15 protein-coding genes and 1 riboswitch are annotated in these 16,893 nt (G+C 62.9%); of the genes, 7 read left to right on the forward strand and 8 right to left on the reverse strand.

The annotated features are described in order from the left end of the window. The first annotated feature begins 47 nt into the window (after positions 1-47). Genes ACNPN0_RS16170 through ACNPN0_RS16195 form a run of 6 tightly spaced genes read left to right on the forward strand, consistent with a single transcriptional unit; the run spans position 48 to position 4,695 of the window. Positions 48-764, forward strand: coding sequence for a LysR family transcriptional regulator substrate-binding protein (locus tag ACNPN0_RS16170; protein WP_133833742.1), 717 nt, complete (start codon positions 48-50; stop codon positions 762-764). 42 nt (positions 765-806) lie between these two features. Beyond that, a complete protein-coding gene (locus ACNPN0_RS16175; protein ID WP_105662190.1) occupies positions 807-1,595 on the forward strand; it encodes an enoyl-CoA hydratase/isomerase family protein in 789 nt (262 codons plus the stop codon). A gap of 14 nt (positions 1,596-1,609) precedes the next feature. After that, complete coding sequence (locus tag ACNPN0_RS16180) at positions 1,610-2,275, forward strand: alpha/beta hydrolase (RefSeq protein WP_332503170.1); 666 nt, start codon at positions 1,610-1,612, stop codon at positions 2,273-2,275. A gap of 9 nt (positions 2,276-2,284) precedes the next feature. Beyond that, a complete protein-coding gene (locus ACNPN0_RS16185; protein ID WP_133833739.1) occupies positions 2,285-3,184 on the forward strand; it encodes a PfkB family carbohydrate kinase in 900 nt (299 codons plus the stop codon). Then, the gene (locus ACNPN0_RS16190) at positions 3,185-3,979 is read left to right on the forward strand and encodes an HAD family hydrolase (protein ID WP_105658659.1); all 795 of its coding nucleotides are present in this window, start codon (positions 3,185-3,187) and stop codon (positions 3,977-3,979) included. Next, positions 3,976-4,695 (forward strand): glycerophosphodiester phosphodiesterase family protein, encoded by a 720-nt coding sequence (locus ACNPN0_RS16195; RefSeq protein WP_105658658.1) that lies wholly within the window; start codon positions 3,976-3,978, stop codon positions 4,693-4,695. Before ACNPN0_RS16190 ends, ACNPN0_RS16195 begins: the two co-directional genes overlap by 4 nt. 9 nt (positions 4,696-4,704) lie before the next feature. Here the strand turns inward: ACNPN0_RS16195 and ACNPN0_RS16200 are convergent, their stop codons facing one another. After that, complete coding sequence (locus tag ACNPN0_RS16200) at positions 4,705-5,682, reverse strand: hypothetical protein (protein ID WP_105658657.1); 978 nt, start codon at positions 5,680-5,682, stop codon at positions 4,705-4,707. Between the two features lie 92 nt (positions 5,683-5,774). Between ACNPN0_RS16200 and ACNPN0_RS16205 the strand changes: the two genes are divergently transcribed. Then, the gene (locus ACNPN0_RS16205; RefSeq protein ID WP_105658656.1) at positions 5,775-8,957 is read left to right on the forward strand and encodes an HAD-IA family hydrolase; all 3,183 of its coding nucleotides are present in this window, start codon (positions 5,775-5,777) and stop codon (positions 8,955-8,957) included. Between the two features lie 82 nt (positions 8,958-9,039). Here the strand turns inward: ACNPN0_RS16205 and ACNPN0_RS16210 are convergent, their stop codons facing one another. The 7 genes from ACNPN0_RS16210 to ACNPN0_RS16240 all read right to left on the reverse strand — a co-directional run bounded on the left by ACNPN0_RS16210 (position 9,040) and on the right by ACNPN0_RS16240 (position 16,835). Continuing rightward, the gene (locus tag ACNPN0_RS16210; protein WP_105658655.1) at positions 9,040-10,446 is read right to left on the reverse strand and encodes a sugar porter family MFS transporter; all 1,407 of its coding nucleotides are present in this window, start codon (positions 10,444-10,446) and stop codon (positions 9,040-9,042) included. Positions 10,447-10,661: 215 nt separating this feature from the next. Then, positions 10,662-11,945, reverse strand: coding sequence for a uracil-xanthine permease family protein (locus ACNPN0_RS16215; RefSeq protein ID WP_105658654.1), 1,284 nt, complete (start codon positions 11,943-11,945; stop codon positions 10,662-10,664). 27 nt (positions 11,946-11,972) lie between these two features. Continuing rightward, entirely contained in the window at positions 11,973-13,397 is a 1,425-nt protein-coding gene (thiD, locus tag ACNPN0_RS16220; RefSeq protein ID WP_105662184.1) for a bifunctional hydroxymethylpyrimidine kinase/phosphomethylpyrimidine kinase, read from the reverse strand. Further along, on the reverse strand, positions 13,394-14,035 hold the full coding sequence (gene thiE / locus ACNPN0_RS16225; RefSeq protein WP_105662183.1) for a thiamine phosphate synthase: 642 nt from the start codon (positions 14,033-14,035) through the stop codon (positions 13,394-13,396). Before thiE ends, thiD begins: the two co-directional genes overlap by 4 nt. Continuing rightward, positions 14,028-14,822, reverse strand: coding sequence for a hydroxyethylthiazole kinase (thiM, locus tag ACNPN0_RS16230; RefSeq protein ID WP_013347455.1), 795 nt, complete (start codon positions 14,820-14,822; stop codon positions 14,028-14,030). Before thiM ends, thiE begins: the two co-directional genes overlap by 8 nt. Continuing rightward, positions 14,812-14,906, reverse strand: a riboswitch (TPP riboswitch). It overlaps the preceding gene by 11 nt. A gap of 34 nt (positions 14,907-14,940) precedes the next feature. Further along, positions 14,941-15,309 (reverse strand): GntR family transcriptional regulator, encoded by a 369-nt coding sequence (locus ACNPN0_RS16235; protein WP_105658650.1) that lies wholly within the window; start codon positions 15,307-15,309, stop codon positions 14,941-14,943. Beyond that, positions 15,306-16,835, reverse strand: coding sequence for a hypothetical protein (locus tag ACNPN0_RS16240; RefSeq protein WP_448938121.1), 1,530 nt, complete (start codon positions 16,833-16,835; stop codon positions 15,306-15,308). The genes ACNPN0_RS16235 and ACNPN0_RS16240 overlap by 4 nt, the downstream gene beginning before the upstream one ends. Positions 16,836-16,893: the final 58 nt, after the last annotated feature.

A 16,893-nucleotide genomic window follows, 5' to 3' on the forward strand; every position in this document is an offset into this window, starting at 1 on the left:
GGGGCCCCCCCTGCGCCATTTAACCCGGCAGAGCGTAGGCTTAACCCGTGCAGAAACTTCGAATCGCCTACGCAACCGGCGTCACCCCCGGCAAATGGATGGACCGCTTCCAGGAACGCTATCCTGCCATCGAGCTGAAAGCCTGGCGCCTGGATGAGGGGGAAATCCTGGATCTGCTGGCCAATGGCGAGGCTGACGCAGTATTCGTGCGCTATCGCGGCGACTCGCCCAAGGACGCAACGCGCCACGTCATCCCGCTTTACGAGGAACTCGAAGTGGTCTGCGCGGGCAAAGACCACGACGTGGAGTACTTCGAAGAATCCGTTCCGCTGGAGACCGTAGAGTCCTTCCCGCAACTCGACTTGGCCGACTACCCGGAATCCGTGGGCGGCATTCCGGTAGCGATGGAAGTTGTCGCTTCCGGCGCCCAGGTGCTGCGCACCACGCAGTCCATTGCCCGGCTCTTCGCCCGCAAGGACGTGGTGGTGCGCTTCATTGAAGACGGTTCGCCAACCCAGGTGGGCATCGCCTGGCCTACCGCCACCGAAGACACCGCCTTGCTCGAAGAATTCATCGGCATTGTGCGCGGACGTACCGCCAGCTCATCGCGCCAGACTTCGGTGCGCAACCAGGAGCAGAAGGCCAAGCGCGTCAATGAGCAGAAGAAGGCCAAGGCGAAAGCCCAAGCCAAGGCAAAACAGCAGGCCAAGAGCTCATCCAAGAAGCCACAGGGTGCCAAGGCAAAGCCACGCAAGCACCGCTGACAATCCAATACGTGACGCGCGTTACGTGAGAGAGTTAGGGGTATGAAGCAATTCGATACCCTCAGCCTGAGCACCCAGGGCTCGGCCCTCATCCTGACCGTCAACCAGCCGAAGTCGCTGAACGCGTTGGCAAAAGAGGTCGTCAACGACCTTGAAGCCTTCCTGGACTGGTTCGAGGCCACCGGCTATGAATACCGCGGCGTGATCCTCACCGGTGCCGGCGAGAAGTCCTTTGTCGCCGGCGCCAATATCGTGCAGCTGCGCGAAATGGACCCGGCGGCGGCGCTGGCCTACGGGCGCCAGATGCACGCGGTCACCGAACGCCTGGAGAAGCTGCAGGTTCCAGTGATCGCCGCAGTCAACGGCTTCGCCCTGGGCGGCGGCTGCGAACTCGCCCTGGCTTGCGATTTCATCTACGCTTCCGAGACGGCCAGCTTTGGGCAGCCGGAGGTCAACCTCGGGCTGGTGCCCGGCTTTGGCGGCATGGTGCGCCTGCCGCGACGTGTCGGCAACGCGATGGCCCGTGAATTGGTTTTCACCGGCCGCCGCATCAAGTCCGAGGAAGCATTGCGCATTGGCCTGGCCAACCGCGTTGTCCCGGCCGGGGAACTGATTGACCAGGCCGTGGCCACCATCGAGGAGATCGCGAAGGTGGCACCGACGGCCGTTGGCAATGCCAAGGCCGCGATGGTGGACATGGACGCGCTGAACACCCATGACGCCCTGCTGGTTGAAGCACAGTCCTTCCAGCAGGCCTTCGGAACCGCCGACTCGGTGGAAGGCCGTGCCGCCTTCGTCGAAAAGCGCGCCGCGGTCTTCCCGGGCAACTAGCCGGGGCGCCGACCATGCACTACGGGGCGCACCCGGACCAGCAGGTCCAGTTCTACGAGCCGGAACGCACCACCGCTCGCGGAGCGGTGATGATCATCCACGGCGGATACTGGCGTGAAAAGTACACCGCTAGCCTCGGCGTGCCCCTGGCAGAGGATCTCGCCGCCCGCGGGATCCCTGCCTACAACCTCGAATACCGGCGTGGGCCGGGCAGCGCGGCGAAAATGCTGGCCGATGCCCGGCTCGCGCTGGGCCTGGTCAAGGAAGAAGGGCCGATCACGCTGATCGGCCATTCAGCCGGAGCGCAATTGGCCTGCGTGCTGGCCGCCCATGATGCACGGGTCTCCCAGGTGATCAGCCAGGCCGGGGTCCTGGACCTTGAAACGGCGCAGCGCCTGAAGCTCAGCGGCAGCGCAGTGGACGAGATGCTCGCAGGCGCGCCATTGGGCGCCTGCAATCCGGTGGAATTATGGCCAATGCATGCCCGTGTCGTAATCTTTCATGGACGGGACGATGGCGATGTTCCGGTAAGAATTGCCCGTATCGCAGCCCAGAAAGCGGCTGCGCTCGGACAGGAGCACAGCTTCTCGCTGTTCGCGGGCGACCACTACACCTGGATCGATCCGCACAGCAGCCAATGGGCTGCCTGCGTGCGTGCCCTGTCACCACTGCACTACTGAAGGAGCAGCATGAACCCGACCGTGATCGGCGAGGCCCTCGTTGACGTCCTGGCCTCCGGCATCGCCCCAGCCCAGGAGTTCGTTGGCGGCAGCCCGTTGAACGTCGCGGTTGCGCTCTCCCGCCTGGGGTACCCGGGAACCTTGATTTCCCGCTGGGGCGCCGATGACAAGGGCCGCAAGATCGAGGATTACCTCAAGGACAACAACGTGGCATACCTGGGCGGAGCCGATGACCAGGCCACCGTCATTGCCCATGGCATCCTCGACCCGGCCGGCGGCGCGGCCTTCGCGTTCAACGCCTACTGGCAGATGCCGACCATCGGGCCGGAGCTGGCCCAGGATGCCGAGCTGGTGCACACCGGCTCCATCGCCACCCTGTTCAGCCCCGGAGAACTGCTGCCGCTGCTTTCGGCCGCGCGCACCCATGCCACCATCAGCTACGACCCGAACCTGCGCCCGTCGCTGGTCACCAACCATTCGCAGACCGTGGCCGAGGTCGAGCGATTCGTCGGCCAGGCCGACGTGGTGCGGGTCTCCGGCATCGACCTGAAGTGGCTGTACCCGATGCGCTCGGTCCAGGACTCGGCCCGTGCCTGGCTGGACATGGGTCCGGCGATCGTGGTGTCCACCGCAGGCTCGCGCGGGTCCTGGGGCGTCGTTCGCGCCGGCGACGCCGAATTCACTGCGCCGTCGGTGGAAGTCACCGATACCGTGGGTGCCGGCGATACCTTCACCGCCGCGCTGCTGTGCTGGCTGGCCGAACATGGACTGATTGGCGCGGCCAACCGCGAAAAGCTGAACCAGCTGCAGATTGCGGAGCTTTCGCGAGCCCTGGAATTCGCGGCCCTGGCCGCCGCGGTGACCGTGCAGCGTGCCGGGGCGAACCCGCCACGCCGCCAGGAGCTGTAGATGATCAAGCTGATCGCCTCGGACCTCGACGGCACCATTGTCGCCAAGGACGGCACCATCTCCGAACGCACCCAACGTGCTTTCATCCAAGCCCGCGACGCTGGCATCCAGATCGTCTTTGTCACCGGACGCCCCTTCCGCTGGCTGAGCCCGATCATTGAAGCCTTCGGCGGGATGGGCACGGTCATCTGCTCCAATGGCGCGGTGCTCTACGACCTGGAACAAGACGAAGTGATCTGGTCGCGCACGCTCAGCGCGGCTACCGCGCGGCGGGCGAGCGAAATCATCCTGGAGCTGGAACCGCGCGCGTCCTTCGCTGCCGAGACCACCAAGGGGCTGCACCTGGGTGAAGGCTTTGCCGACCGCCACCACAACTTCGGGGTGCAGGCAGTCCTGGATCTGGCTAGCGAGTCAATTGATTCCGAGGGCATCGTGAAATTCCTTGCCCGCTCCCAGCACCTGCCGATAGACAAGTTCTATTCCTCGGTTGAGCCGCAGCTGGCAGAACTGGTATCGGTGACCCACTCCGCCTTCGACGTTTCCCTATTGGAAATGGCGCATGTGGATATCCACAAGGCCACCACGCTGCATGAATACTGCCAGCGCCTGGGAATTGCCGCAGCTGAAGTGATGGCCTTCGGCGACATGCCCAACGACATCGAAATGCTCGAATACGCCGGCCACGGCTACGCGATGTCCTCCGGACACCCCATGGCGCTGGCCTCCGCCCGCTTCCGTGCACCCTCGCTGGCCGATGACGGCGTAGCCCAGGTCATTGAAGGCCTGCTGAAATGACCTACGCCTTTTCGCACCGCGGCGTACGCACGGGCAACGAGGAAAACACGCTGGCAGCCTTCCAGCGCGCCGCAGACCTGGGCATCACCCATCTGGAATCGGATGTGCACGCCTCAGCCAACGGCACGGTCTACCTGTTCCATGACCAGAGCCTGGACCGGGTGACCGACGCGAGCGGGAATTTCAACGACTTCACCGACGAGCAGCTGGCAATGGTGCGGGCCGGAGGGGAACCGCTGTGCACGCTTGATGCACTGCTCGATGCGTTCCCGCACGCCACACTGAACCTGGACGTCAAGGACGAGCACGTGATCGGCCCGCTGGCCGAGCTCATCGAGCGCAGGAAAGCCCATCGGCAAATTGCCCTCGCGTCCTTCTCCACGGCACGCAGCGCCGCGGTCGGCCACCTGCTTTCCGCTCCGATACGGCGCTCGCCGGGTCAACGGGAAATTGTCGCCATCTGGCTGTGCGCCCACCTGCTGGGCTGGGTTCCCAAGCGGCTGCTGGCAGGCTTCTGGGCGGTCCAGGTGCCGCTGAACCAGGGCATGCTGCCGGTAGCGACCCGTCGATTCATCAAGGCGGTCCACCGAGCCGGCGCCCAGGTGCATGTCTGGGTCATCAACGACGAGCCGACCATGCGGCTGCTGATGGAGCGCAAGGCCGACGCCATCATGAGCGATGACGCGGCCTTGCTGGCCAGGGTTCTGGGCTCTTGAACTGCGGCCCTAGGAGATATCCAGGGTTCCCAAAACGGTCTCGGCGTGCTCCTGCAGTTGCTCGTCGCTGGCATCCAGGAGCAGGCGCAACCAGGTCTCGTGCTGCGACAGCGGCGCAACCAGGCAGGCTGGATTAATCAGGTCGTACAGCTCATCTGCTGAGCCGTAGGCAGAGAACTGGTCCAGGTACGCGAAAAGCACCTTCATCACGCGCTCATCACCGGTATCGCAATCCCACGCTTCGCACATGGCGGCCAGCGGCGTGTTCAGGGATGAGAAGGGGTGAGCCCAGTGCGCGGAGGACAGATTCAGGATGCGGCCGTGGTCTCCGGCCTCGGCAGGAACCACCACCTGCGACAGATCGAAGTTGCCGTGCTCGATGCTCAACGGCACCGCACCGGCATGAAGGGCAGCGGTGGCCCTCCTCAACTCATCGAGATGCGAAACCATCTTGTCCGCCATGGATCCATCCAGGTACAGCGGGTGTGCCGGGTCCAGGGACACATGCATCATCAGCGCCTGCTCGTACTGCTCGGGCAGGAACTGCGGGTCCACCACGGTGACCCCGGAATCAAAGAATTCTTCCTCGTGGCCCATCAGCGCGACCTGGAAGGAACCGAGCGAGGCCATGGCCAGCTCCCAGTTCTCCACCGAATCGCCCAGATCCGCCAGGGTGTGCCCGAAATCCGGGCTGAGCATGTAGCCGGCGATCCGGTCGATAGCCAGTGGCATCACCACGCGATCGGGCAGCAGCTGGCCGGCAGCGACCGTGGTCGCTGGTTCCGAAGCCAGCCCCGGAGCGTTGGCGCTGAAGATCAGATCTGCGGCACCGGTCTGAACCGCCGCCTGGATCTGGTGCAAATCTGCGGGCCAAAAATCCGGTCCTGCGGTGCGTTGAATGCCATATGCCTCGCACGCAGCATCGATCCACTCGGCGGTTGCCTCACGCCAGTCTTCGCTATTCCATACATCTATCCACTGAGCCACATTCTTATCGTAGTATGTCGAAGCAAGCGCGTTCAGTTGCTACGGTAAGGACTACGGCCAGTAATTCGCTCCTCTTTCGAAGGATTTCGATTGTGAACGCTTTTCGTCCTGAGTACCGACATCGTGATTACAAGGCCGTCCTCTTTGATCTGGATGGCGTGATCACTCCTACCGCGTTGCTGCATCGCAAGGCGTGGGAAGAACTTTTCACCACCTTTTTCGACAAGCACCCGGGCGTGGCCCCATACACTTCCGAGGACTATTTCAACCTGCTTGACGGCCGTCCGCGTTATGACGCGGTGGCGGCCACCCTCGAATCCCGCGGCATCAGCTTGCCCCGCGGGGATGAAAGCGATCTGCCGGGGGAGGGCAGCATCTGCGCGCTGGGCAATATGAAGAACGAAAAGTTCACCCAAGTGCTGCAGCGCGACGGGATCGACCCCTATGCCGGCTCCGTGGCCTACCTGCAACAGGTGCTGGATGCCGGGCTGGACGTCGCGGTGGTGTCCTCCTCGCGCAATGCCCGCGTGGTACTGGCTGCCGCAGGACTGGCCGAGCACTTCCCATTGGTGATGAGCGGCCAGGAAGCTGCTGCGCGCCGGCTGGCGGGCAAACCAGCCCCGGACACGTTCCTGGCTGCCGCCGCCGATCTGGGTTGGCGTCCGGAAGAATGCGCCGTCATCGAGGATGCCACCAGCGGGGTGAGGGCAGCGCGTGCCGGGGGCTTCGGCGTCATCGGCGTGGCCCGCGAAGGCAATGAGGCCGCCTTGCTGGATGCAGGGGCCCATTTTGTGGTTCATGACCTTTCCGAACTGGTCTCCGAGCAAGCAGCCAAGGCCTGGGAAGAGGACTCCTGGTCGCTGTGGCGCGGGAACCAGCGAGACAGCGATGGCGCCGAAGACACCGTTTTCTCTCTGGGCAACGGTTTTCTGGGTGCACGGGCTGCGCAACTGGGTCTGGGGGACCAAGGAGGTGGCACATTCATCAACGGGCTGCATGAGACCTGGGAAATCCGCCATGCCGAGAGCGCCTTCGGGCTGGCCGAAACCGGACAGACCATGATCAGCGCCCCGGATTTCCGGACCATGCGCGTGTTCATCAATGACGAAGCCCTGGAAGTCGGCCGCACGGAGATGCTGCGTGATGAGCTGCGCCTGGATTTCCTTGACGGGACGCTGACCGCGCACACCCTGTGGCGAACTGCCGAGGGGCACCGGGTAGCCGTCACTGCCCGCTCAATGATTTCCTTCACGGATCGCCACGTGGCGCTGCAGGACGTGCACGTGCGCCTGCTCGATGCTCCGGCGCAGGTGCTGATCCAGTCTTCGGTCATCGGGTACCGCTCCAGCCGGAAGGTGGCTTCCCCGGAGGAAACCGATGCCGGGGTTCCTGCCGATCCGCGCAAGAGCGAGGAAGCCAGGGCCAACCCGCTGCATCCGGCGGGCACCCACCGCGATGGCGCCCGGCTGGGCATCTCGTACCAGGTCTTCGGATCCGGGATGTCGGTAGCAGCAATGGTGGAGCACGAGGTGGCCACCACTGGCGGAGCGCAGGCGGAGCTGTCCGTGGTCCGCAAGGTGGACGATGACCGCGCCGATGAAGTGATCAGCACCAGGCTGGAAGCCGGGCAAGGCGTGCGCGTCTCCAAGTACGCGGTCTACCACTCCTCGCGGCGCCATCCTGCCCAGGAGATGCTCTTGCGTTCTGAGCGGGCCTTGGAGCACCTGGTGCCGTTGGGGATTGACGAGCACTTCCGCACCCAGCGCCGTTTCATGGCCGACTACTGGGACCGCAGCGATGTGGTGGTGGAGAGCGATGAGCCCGAGCTGCAGCGCAAGATCCGCTGGAACCTGTTCCAGCTCGCCCAAGCTGCCGGACGTGCCGACGGCCTGGGCATCAGCGCCAAGGGCGTGAGCGGCAACGGCTATTCCGGGCACTATTTCTGGGATACCGAAATCTATGTGATGCCGTTCTTGACCTATACGAACCAGCAGTGGGCGCGCAACACGCTCCGCGCCCGGGTCTCGATGATTCCTGCAGCGACCCGGCGGGCGCTGATCATGAACGAGGAAGGCCTGCTCTTCCCGTGGCGCACGATTAACGGCGAGGAAGCCAGCGCCTATTATCCGGCTGGCACTGCGCAGTACCATATCAATGCCGACGTGGTGTATTCGCTCAACCGGTACCTCGGGGTCATGGAGGATGACGAGTTCCTGCTGGCCGGCGGCGCCGAAATCCTCGTGGGAACTGCGCGCATGTGGGCCTCGCTGGGGTTCTGGCGTGGCGAGCAGGGCAATGAGCGTTTCCATATCCATGGGGTCACCGGGCCCGATGAGTACACCGCGGTAGTCAACGACAACCTCTACACCAATGTCATGGCGCGCTTCAATTTGCGCCGCAGCGCCCAGCTGCTGGCCGAAATGGCCCAAGAGCATCCGCGCGAGTTCGCGCAACTGGCCAGCAGGCACTCATTGGAAAACGAGGAGATCGCCCTGTGGCTCAAGGCCGCTGATTGCATGCACATCCCGTATTCCGAAACGGTCGGAATCCACCCCCAGGACGAGCATTTCTTGAACCGCGAAGTCTGGGACCTGGCCAATACCGGTGCGGATAAGCGGCCGTTGCTGCTGCACTACCATCCGCTGGTGATCTACCGCTTCCAGGTCATCAAGCAAGCCGACGCGGTGCTGGCTTTGTGGCTGCGTTCCAGCGATTTCACCGCCGAGCAGAAACTTGCGGATTTCAACTACTATGACCCGCTGACTACGGGCGACTCGACACTGTCGGCGACAGTGCAGTCGATTCTCGCCGCCGAGGTGGGCTACCGCGATCTTGCCTGGGAGTATTTCGAGCACGCGCTGAACGTGGATCTGGAAAACCTGCATGGCAATACCGCTGACGGCGTGCATGTGGCATCGACCGGTGGCGTCTGGTCGGCGCTGATCTACGGCTTCGCGGGGCTGCGCGACGATGACGACCAGCTGCGCTTTGATCCGCGGCTCCCGGAGAAATGGCGGGCCCTGCGCTTCAACCTCGGGTGGCGGGGCATGAGGATTTCCGTGGGCTTGCGGGCTGAAGCCATTGATTTCACCCTGCACGGAGCCTTCTCCCGTCCGATCTGGGTGCGCGGCCAGCAGGTCGATCTGCAGCCGGGGCAGACAGTCAGCGTGGCGCTCGCCGGCCAGGGCCCGACGCTGGAAGGGCGGCCAAGCTTGGAGCATGTGCTCTCGCTGCAAAGCGACGTAGGAGTGGATGTGCCCAACAAGGCCTGGTAAGCATCCGGGCACGCAAAAGGAGGCAGGAACCATCTTGGTTCCTGCCTCCTTTGCGCAATCCGCAATGCCCTGCGGGTGGTGCCTAGAGGGTCATCTCCTCGAGTTGGCGCCCCTTGGTTTCCTTGACCAGGAAGATCACGAAGATCAGGGAAAGCAGCGCGAAGAATGCGTAGATGCCGTAGGCCAATGCCAAGCCTGCCTCGGCGAGGGCCGGGAAGGTGGTGGAAACGGCGAAGTTGGCGATCCACTGGGCCGAGGCTGCCACTCCGAGTGCCATGGCGCGGATCGAGTTCGGGAAGATCTCGCCGAGCAATACCCATACGGCCGGACCCCAGGTGGCGCCGAAGCCGACCACGAACAGGTTGGCCGAGACCAGGGCGACGATGCCCCAGCTGCCCGGCAGCGACACGGCGCCGTCGATGGTGACCGACTGCGCGAACGCTACCGCCATCATGCCCAGCGACACGGTCATGATGGCTGAGCCGATGGTGAGCAGCAGCTTGCGTCCCAGCACGTCGATCAGAAGCACCGCCACGATCGTTGCCAGCACGTTGGTCGCCGAGGTGATCAGCGAAATCGTGAAGGAATCCGATTCGGCAAAGCCGACGGACTTCCACAGCGTCGTGGAGTAGTAGAAGATCACGTTGATGCCGACGAACTGCTGGAAGACCGAGAGCAGGATGCCGACCCACACCAGCGGGTGGAAGCCGAAGCGGCCCAGCAGGTCCTTGAAGACCTGGCGGCGCTCGATGTGCACGGTGGAGCGGATCTCTTCGATCTTCTTTTCGGTATCCGTGCCGGCGTTCATGCCCATATCGCGGGTCAGCACGGTAGCTGCTTCAACGAAGCGGCCGCGCTCGACCAGGTAGCGGGGAGATTCGGGCAGGCGCAGCGAGAGCAGGCCGTAGAGCACTGCTGGAACCAGCAGCGACAGGTACATCCAGCGCCAGGCCGTCAGGCCGAACAAGCCGACGGCATCCGCCGAGCCCATGACGAAGACCAGCAGCGCGCTGACCAGGAAGGCCACGAAGATGCCCAGCACGATGGCCATCTGCTGCATGGTGCCCAGGCGTCCGCGATGCGCGGCCGGGGAGACCTCGGCAATGTAGGCAGGGGCGATCACCGAGGCGAAGCCCACGCCGATGCCGCCGACAATGCGCCAGATGATCAGGTCGGTTACGCCGAAGCACAGGCCGCAGCCGATGGCTGATGCTGCCAGGAGGATGGAGGCGAAGAGCATGGTGCGCACGCGTCCCACGCGTTCGGAGACCACACCGGCTATCCAGGCTCCCACTGCTGCGCCGAGCAGGGCGCAGGAAACGGTGAATCCGATGGTTACCGCGTTGAGCCCGAATTCGTGCTCGACAGCGTCCACGGTGCCGTTAACGATTGATGAGTCATATCCGAAAACGAACCCACCCAATGCCGCCCCGAGGGCGATGAAGATGAGTCGCGCGGAGAGTTTTCCGTCTGATGTAGTCGCAGTCACAATGAGCCATGCTATCGGATTCGAGAGCCGCAGAATCCCGATTTCCCGATTTTTTATGGGAGATCGATCACAAATTGGAAGGAGTCCTTACTTCAAGACCGGGGGAGGCCCAGTGCGCGTCGCCGCTTCATGACTGGCCAGCTTCCGAATTCTTGGCAAAAAAGCAGGCCGGCATTGCGAGTTCTCGCGATGCCGGCCTGCGGGGAATTTATTTGCTAGCTATCCGCAGGCTTCTGCGAGTCCGCCAAATCGTTGCCGCGCATCTTGGCGACGATACTCATCAGGTGGAAGACCACCAAGGTGGCGATCGAGCCCAGGGCGATGCCGCCCAGCTGGAGCTGGCCGAAGGCGATTTCCTTGGTCACTGCAATGGCGATGATCAGGCCGGTGCCGGCGGTCATCAAGTTGATCGGGTTGCCGAAATCCACCTTCGCCTCGATCCACAGGCGCGCGCCGACGATGCCGATCATGCCGTAGAGCACGATGCCCAAGCCGCCGATCACGCCTTCTGGAATGGTGCCGATCAATGCGCCGAACTTCGGCAGGAAGGCCAGGGCCACGGCCACAATCGCAGCGATCCAATAGGCCGCGGTCGAGTACACGCGCGAAGCGGCCATCACGCCGATGTTCTCGGCATAGGTGGTCGTGGCCGAACCGCCGCCGAAACCGGCGAGCACGCTGGCAGCGCCATCGGCCATCAGCGCACGGCCGTTGAACTTCGACAGGTCGCGATTGGTCATCACGCCCACGGTGCGCACATGGCCGATGTTCTCGGCGATCAGCACGAACACCGCAGGCAGGAACATCAGCGCAGTGTCGAAGTGGAAGGTCGGGGTGTGGAATTCTGGCAGTCCGATCCACTCCGCGGCAGCAACCGCCTTGAAGCTCACCTGCCCCTGGGCCAGTGCAACAAGGTAGCCGCAAAGAAGTCCCATGAGGATCGACAGCCGGCCCAGCAGGCCCTTGAACGCAACGGTCGCGACCACGGTAAAGATCACCGTGAGGAAAGTGGTCAGCGGGAACTCGGTCATGGGAACCAGCGTTGCGCTGGCCAAATTCAGGCCGATGAGCGCCACGATGGTGCCCATGACCACCGGCGGCATCAGGGCGTGGATCCAGCCGGTGCCGGTCTTCTGCACGATCAGCCCGACAACGAACAGCAAGGCCCCGGTCATCACGATGCCGCCCAGCGCGCCGGACATGCTGTGCGACTGGGTGGTCGAGAGGACCGGGGCAATCATCGCAAAGGACGAGCCGAGGTAGCTGGGCACCTTGTTCCTGGTCATCAGCAAGAAGATGACGGTGGCCAGGCCGGTGAACAGCAAGGTCGTGGTGACCGGGAAGCCGGTGATGGTTGGCACCAGGATGCTGGCGCCGAACATCGCCAGGATGTGCTGGGCTCCGATGGAAACGGTCTGCGGCCAATGCAGCCGCTCATCCGGGGCAACTACCTCACCTGGGGTGATGGTCCTGCCGTTGCCGTGAATGCTCCAACTCATGATTCCTCTTCCCGGGCCCTGCGGGTTTTAGGCCGTAGAGAAGTCTACTCGGTTCTCGTGCGCCTGCGCGAAGAAAGAGCGCTCATGTTCCGCGGAGCGGATGAAAGCGGCCTCCATGCGGGCCCGCAGCTGCGGATCTGCCTGCTCGAACGCCTGGCGGACCATTTCGATGGCCTGCTCGGTGGCGGAATCGAATTCCTCGGATGCATAGGTTTCCAGCCATTGCCGATAAGGATGCTCGGCATGGTTGGCTGCCGCCAGCCGCTTGCCGATGTCCTGGTACAGCCAGTAGCAAGGCAGGATCGCGGCAATCAGCTCCCCGTAGCTCTCCTGGCTGGCGGCCAGGTGGTTGGTGTAGTTCAGCGTGGTGGCGCTGGGCGTATCAGCGAACTCATCCAGGTAGCTGCCGTGCAGCTGCAGCTCGCCATCGAGGATGCCGTTGGCGCCACGCGACCAGAAACGCTGGGCACCGAGATCCGGCGCCATCGAGCTGGCCAGCGAAAGCACCTTGGCGTAACGCAGCAGATACAGCGCATCCTGGGCGATGTAGTAGTGGAAGTCATCCCGGTCCAAGGTGCCCTCGGATAGCCGGGTGATGAAATCCAGCTGGTCGATTTCCTCGCGGATCGGCTGGATCTTCTGCCACCAGTCGCCCATGGGATCTGCCGTGCCGAAGAAGTCGATGAAGTGGTTGACCGGGCCGTGGCCGCTGCCCACCTGCAATTGGTCGGCCGCTGCGATGGCCTTGGAGAGGTAGGACTTGGACTGCTCCAACGCGGCGATCCAATCTCCAGTGGCAGCGAAGCGGGTAGCCAGAGTGCTGGAAAGGGTGCAGCCGGTGCCGTGGGTGTTCCTGGTGGCATGGCGCGGTCCGTGCAGCTCCAGCTGCACCCCGCCCGCCGACACCAGGGCATCGGGGCAATCCGCCCCGGCCAGGTGCCCGCCCTTGGCCAGCACCAGCGTGCCGTGCTTGGCAGCCAGCCGCTGGGCCTGGCGCAGGGCTTCGTCCCAGGAAGGGGCCACAGGCTCGCGCAGCAAGCTGGCCAGCTCCAGCAGGTTCGGGGTAATCACCGTGGCGCGATCCAGCAGTGAATCAAGGGCCGATTCGTCGTCGAGCAGGCGATCCCCGCTGGTCGCCACCATGACCGGGTCCAGCACGACGGGGGCGTCAACAGTTTCCAGCCAGCTGGTGACTGCGCGGATCACCTCGGCGTTGGCCAGCATCCCGATCTTGATCGCATCGATGCGGATATCTGTACTCACGGCTTCGAGCTGCGCGAGGACGAAATCGCCGCTGATCGCCTGAACTCCGGATACCCCATGGGTGTTTTGCGCAGTCAAAGCGGTGATCACGCACATTCCGTAGCCGCCGTTGGCGGCAATGGCCTTCAGATCCGCTTGGATTCCGGCGCCGCCGGAAGGATCGGAGCCTGCGATGGATAGGATGTTCATTTCGAGGCCTCCCAGGCTGCGACCAGCTGCGCGCTGGCAAGTTGCGGATCTTCGGCGTTGCAGATGGCGCGGACCACGGCCAGGCCTGCGCCGCCGCCGGTGCGGATCGCGGCGGCATCGTCTTGGGTAATTGCGCCGATCGCTACGCAGGGCAGCTTGGCCAAGGCAGCGGCTCGCGCAAAGCCGTCCAGCCCCAGGGGAGCAGGATGGTCTTTTTTCGTCGGAGTGGCGCGGATGGCTCCTACACCGAGGTAGTCGATCACCGAGGCGTCCTTGTTCGCCTGGGCCAATTGCTCATCGCTGGAAGCACTCAAGCCGATGATGCCCTCGCCGATGATCTGGCGAGCCAACTGTACCGGCACATCTTTTTGCCCGATATGGATGCCGTTCACTGCTGCGCCAGCAGCCCGTGACGCGAGGTAGACGTCAATGCGGTCATTGATCAGCAACTGGGCTTTGCCCTCGGTGAGCTTGGCAGCCGCGCAGGCCAGCTCGAAGAATTCCCGGGCGCTTTCATCCTTGGCGCGCAGCTGGATCCACCCGATCCCTCCGGCGACGGCGCCCTCGATAACTTCCAGGGTGCTGCGTGGGGTGCAGCTGGCAGTGTTGGCTACTAGATAAGCGCCGTAATTATGCATGGTTCAATTCCTCGTACTTCAAAGTCTTCAGTTCCCCGGGATCGGCAGCCGACAGCGCATCAAGGAAGGCAACTGCGAAGCTGCCCGGACCGGAGCTGCCAGCCAGGGCCTTTTCCGCGGCCAGGCCATAGAAACCGTGGGCTGCGATGGTGGCCTCGAACGGGTCATCGTGGACCGCAACCATCCCGGCGCAGACCGCGCCCAAGGCGCAGCCGCCACCTGTCATCCGGGTCAAGCCAATTCCGTTGGTATGCACCAAGACGGTACGCGTGGCGTCGATGATGGCGTCAGCCTGGCCGGAAATGGCCACTACGCAGTCGTGTTCCGTGGCCAGTTCGCGTCCCGCCGCCAAGGCGGCAGAAACCTCATCCAAGGCATCGACACCGCGCGAAGCAGATTGCCGGCCGGCCAGGGCCAGGATTTCCGAGGCGTTGCCGCGAATCAGGGTCGGGCGTTGCCGGACAATGCGCCGGGCAAACTCCGTGCGCACCGGAAGCGCTCCCACTGCCACTGGATCCAGGACCCAGGGGGTGCCTGCAGCGCTCGCCGACTGCACAGCTTCTTCCATGGCGGTCAGCTGTTCAGTGCTTGGAGTTCCCAAATTCACCAATACGGCTGAAGCTGCCTGCGCGAATGGGCCGGCCTCTCCGGGCAGATCCGTCATGGCCGGGGAAGCCCCGGATGCCAGCAAGACATTGGCGGTGAAATTGGATACGACGGTATTGGTCAGGCAAAAAACCAAAGGTGATTGTTGCCGGTATTTTTGGGCAACTGCATGCAAAGCCATGCGACATCCCTCCGCTAGCGTGAACTAGATCAGGTTCTACGGGTCTTATCTCAGTCGGTTGATCCGACACCCCGTGTCACTGCCATAGAGCGTACGCACAACCGGTTCCGAGGACAAGTTACTTACGTTCGCGCCGCGCCACCAAGGCCTTGAGCGTGGCCGCATCCACCTTCTGCGCGGCCGCCAACGCCCAGAGGTGATCCACGGCGGCCAGGAGATCTTCACTGGTATCCACCGGCTGCGGCCGCTCGTTGACCACTGTGCCGGCACGGCGCCGGGAGGTGATCAGCTCTTCGGCTTCCAGCTCCTTGTAGGCGCGCGCCACTGTACCGGCAGCGACGCCGAGGTCCGTGGCCAGCGCACGCACAGTAGGCAGCTTGCTCCCCGAGGGCAGATCTCCCAAGGAGATCAGTGAAGCAATCTGCGAGCGGATCTGCTCATAGGGCGGGGTAGCTGCTTGGAGGTCAACACTGATCTGCGTGCTCATGAAGTAGCTGCCGGCTGATGTTCCCGCACGAAGGCGCTACCGGGGCGCTCTAGGAAAATGACCGCTGGGACAACGAAGATGAGCAATGCAAAGAGTCCCAGCCCGGCCGGGAATCCGTAGCCAATGAGCAGCATGGCTACCACTGCACTGGTGTTAACACGCATTGAACGCAGTTCCAGGACCTTGCGGTACCAGATTTCTTCGGCCGACGAGACAGCCCAGGGAATAATTGCCCGGCGGGAGAACCAGACGAATCCAAGATGGGTTGCCAGCAACAGCAGGATCAATCCTGCAACCATTGTCTTGCCTGGAGGCACGAAGCCCCACAAATAGTCCAGCGGCGGATCGAGCAGAAAATAGGTGCTGGTGGCAAACAGCAAGCCAGCGGCGATGTAGGACCACAAGGGCAGGGGCGCGTGGTACTTGGGTGCTGCAGACGCCTGCCGGGCCACCGTGCTGACGTAGCTGAGATAAAGCGCATTGAGAACGGCATAGCTCAAAGCCGCACCGGCAAAGATCATTAAGATCCACGTAGTTCGCTCATTGGTAGGCATCTGGAGCTCGTCATCCAGTGGCAAGAATGACCAGCCGATTGCAACGCTGAGCAAGGTGAGTGCTGCAGTTACGTATTGCAAGGTGAATAGTTGATCACGCAAACGCGAGAAGGCGGTCCGTTCCCTGGTGGTGGATTGAGCTGAGAATGTAGAGCGCGGTCCCCAGAAGAGCAACGTGAGGGCGACCGCAAGGGCGCCATAGCTAACGAACTCGTACTGTCCATCCGGCGAATTAGTCTGCGAGTAATTGACCACCGACACGGTGAAGGCCAGCAAGACGATGCCGATATTGCGCATCAAGCGGTTGAGCCAGACCGTGCGCAACGCTTGGTTGTCTTCGGCCGAGATGCCGGCCAAGGCAGGTCTTTTCAGGATAACTACGGTAATCACAGCCGCGGCCACGATGATCCCTGCCAGGGCCACGATGAATACCGGGAGCATCTGTGTGCCCGGCAACCGCCCATCATACGGACCCTCCGACGTGTATGAATAGATGCCGTCAAAATCAAAGGTCGTGAATTCCGAGGCCGGAACGCCAACGAGCCCTTCGACTTTGGACGCCGGCCACAGGGAGCCGACCGCGATCAGCAGCAAAAGCCCAACGAAAGCCCCTAGGGCCTTGGGAAATGGAGTTGTCAGGCTGCGGGCCTCTAATGAAGCGGTGCGCACTGGCTGGAGTTCCTTGGGCCAAGTGAACAAGCCGATGAGGTAAACCAGAAGAACCCAGATCCCCGGAGTGAGTGCTTCAGCGAGAGCCGAACCTGAATTGGGCTCGGTCATTGAAACGCGCCAGGTCTCGGACAAATCCCATGAGGTTGAAGCAAAGAATGCGATCAATGCGCACCAGAACGAGTGGGATCGGGCCCGGTCGATAGCTGGTGTTCCACGCCTGTGCGCCACCGAACGCAACCAAACGCAGATGATTGCGGCAACGAAAGCGATGGATATGGCGCTCGCAGAGAACTGGTTCATGGAAATCAATGTATCAACTATTTGATACATATTGAATCCTCCGGCGAATTAAACGATG

Source organism: Glutamicibacter sp. AGC84, from assembly GCF_053543575.1.

Excerpts from the sequence above, each read along its gene's own strand:
- ACNPN0_RS16175 (WP_105662190.1), top strand. The coding sequence starts at position 807 with ATGAAGCAATTCGATACCCTCAGCCTGAGCACCCAGGGCTCGGCCCTC.
- ACNPN0_RS16180 (WP_332503170.1), top strand. The coding sequence starts at position 1,610 with ATGCACTACGGGGCGCACCCGGACCAGCAGGTCCAGTTCTACGAGCCG.
- ACNPN0_RS16185 (WP_133833739.1), top strand. The coding sequence starts at position 2,285 with ATGAACCCGACCGTGATCGGCGAGGCCCTCGTTGACGTCCTGGCCTCC.
- ACNPN0_RS16190 (WP_105658659.1), top strand. The coding sequence starts at position 3,185 with ATGATCAAGCTGATCGCCTCGGACCTCGACGGCACCATTGTCGCCAAG.
- ACNPN0_RS16195 (WP_105658658.1), top strand. The coding sequence starts at position 3,976 with ATGACCTACGCCTTTTCGCACCGCGGCGTACGCACGGGCAACGAGGAA.
- ACNPN0_RS16215 (WP_105658654.1), bottom strand. The coding sequence starts at position 11,945 with ATGAGTTGGAGCATTCACGGCAACGGCAGGACCATCACCCCAGGTGAG.
- thiD (WP_105662184.1), bottom strand. The coding sequence starts at position 13,397 with ATGAACATCCTATCCATCGCAGGCTCCGATCCTTCCGGCGGCGCCGGA.
- thiE (WP_105662183.1), bottom strand. The coding sequence starts at position 14,035 with ATGCATAATTACGGCGCTTATCTAGTAGCCAACACTGCCAGCTGCACC.
- thiM (WP_013347455.1), bottom strand. The coding sequence starts at position 14,822 with ATGGCTTTGCATGCAGTTGCCCAAAAATACCGGCAACAATCACCTTTG.
- ACNPN0_RS16235 (WP_105658650.1), bottom strand. The coding sequence starts at position 15,309 with ATGAGCACGCAGATCAGTGTTGACCTCCAAGCAGCTACCCCGCCCTAT.
- ACNPN0_RS16240 (WP_448938121.1), bottom strand. The coding sequence starts at position 16,835 with ATGAACCAGTTCTCTGCGAGCGCCATATCCATCGCTTTCGTTGCCGCA.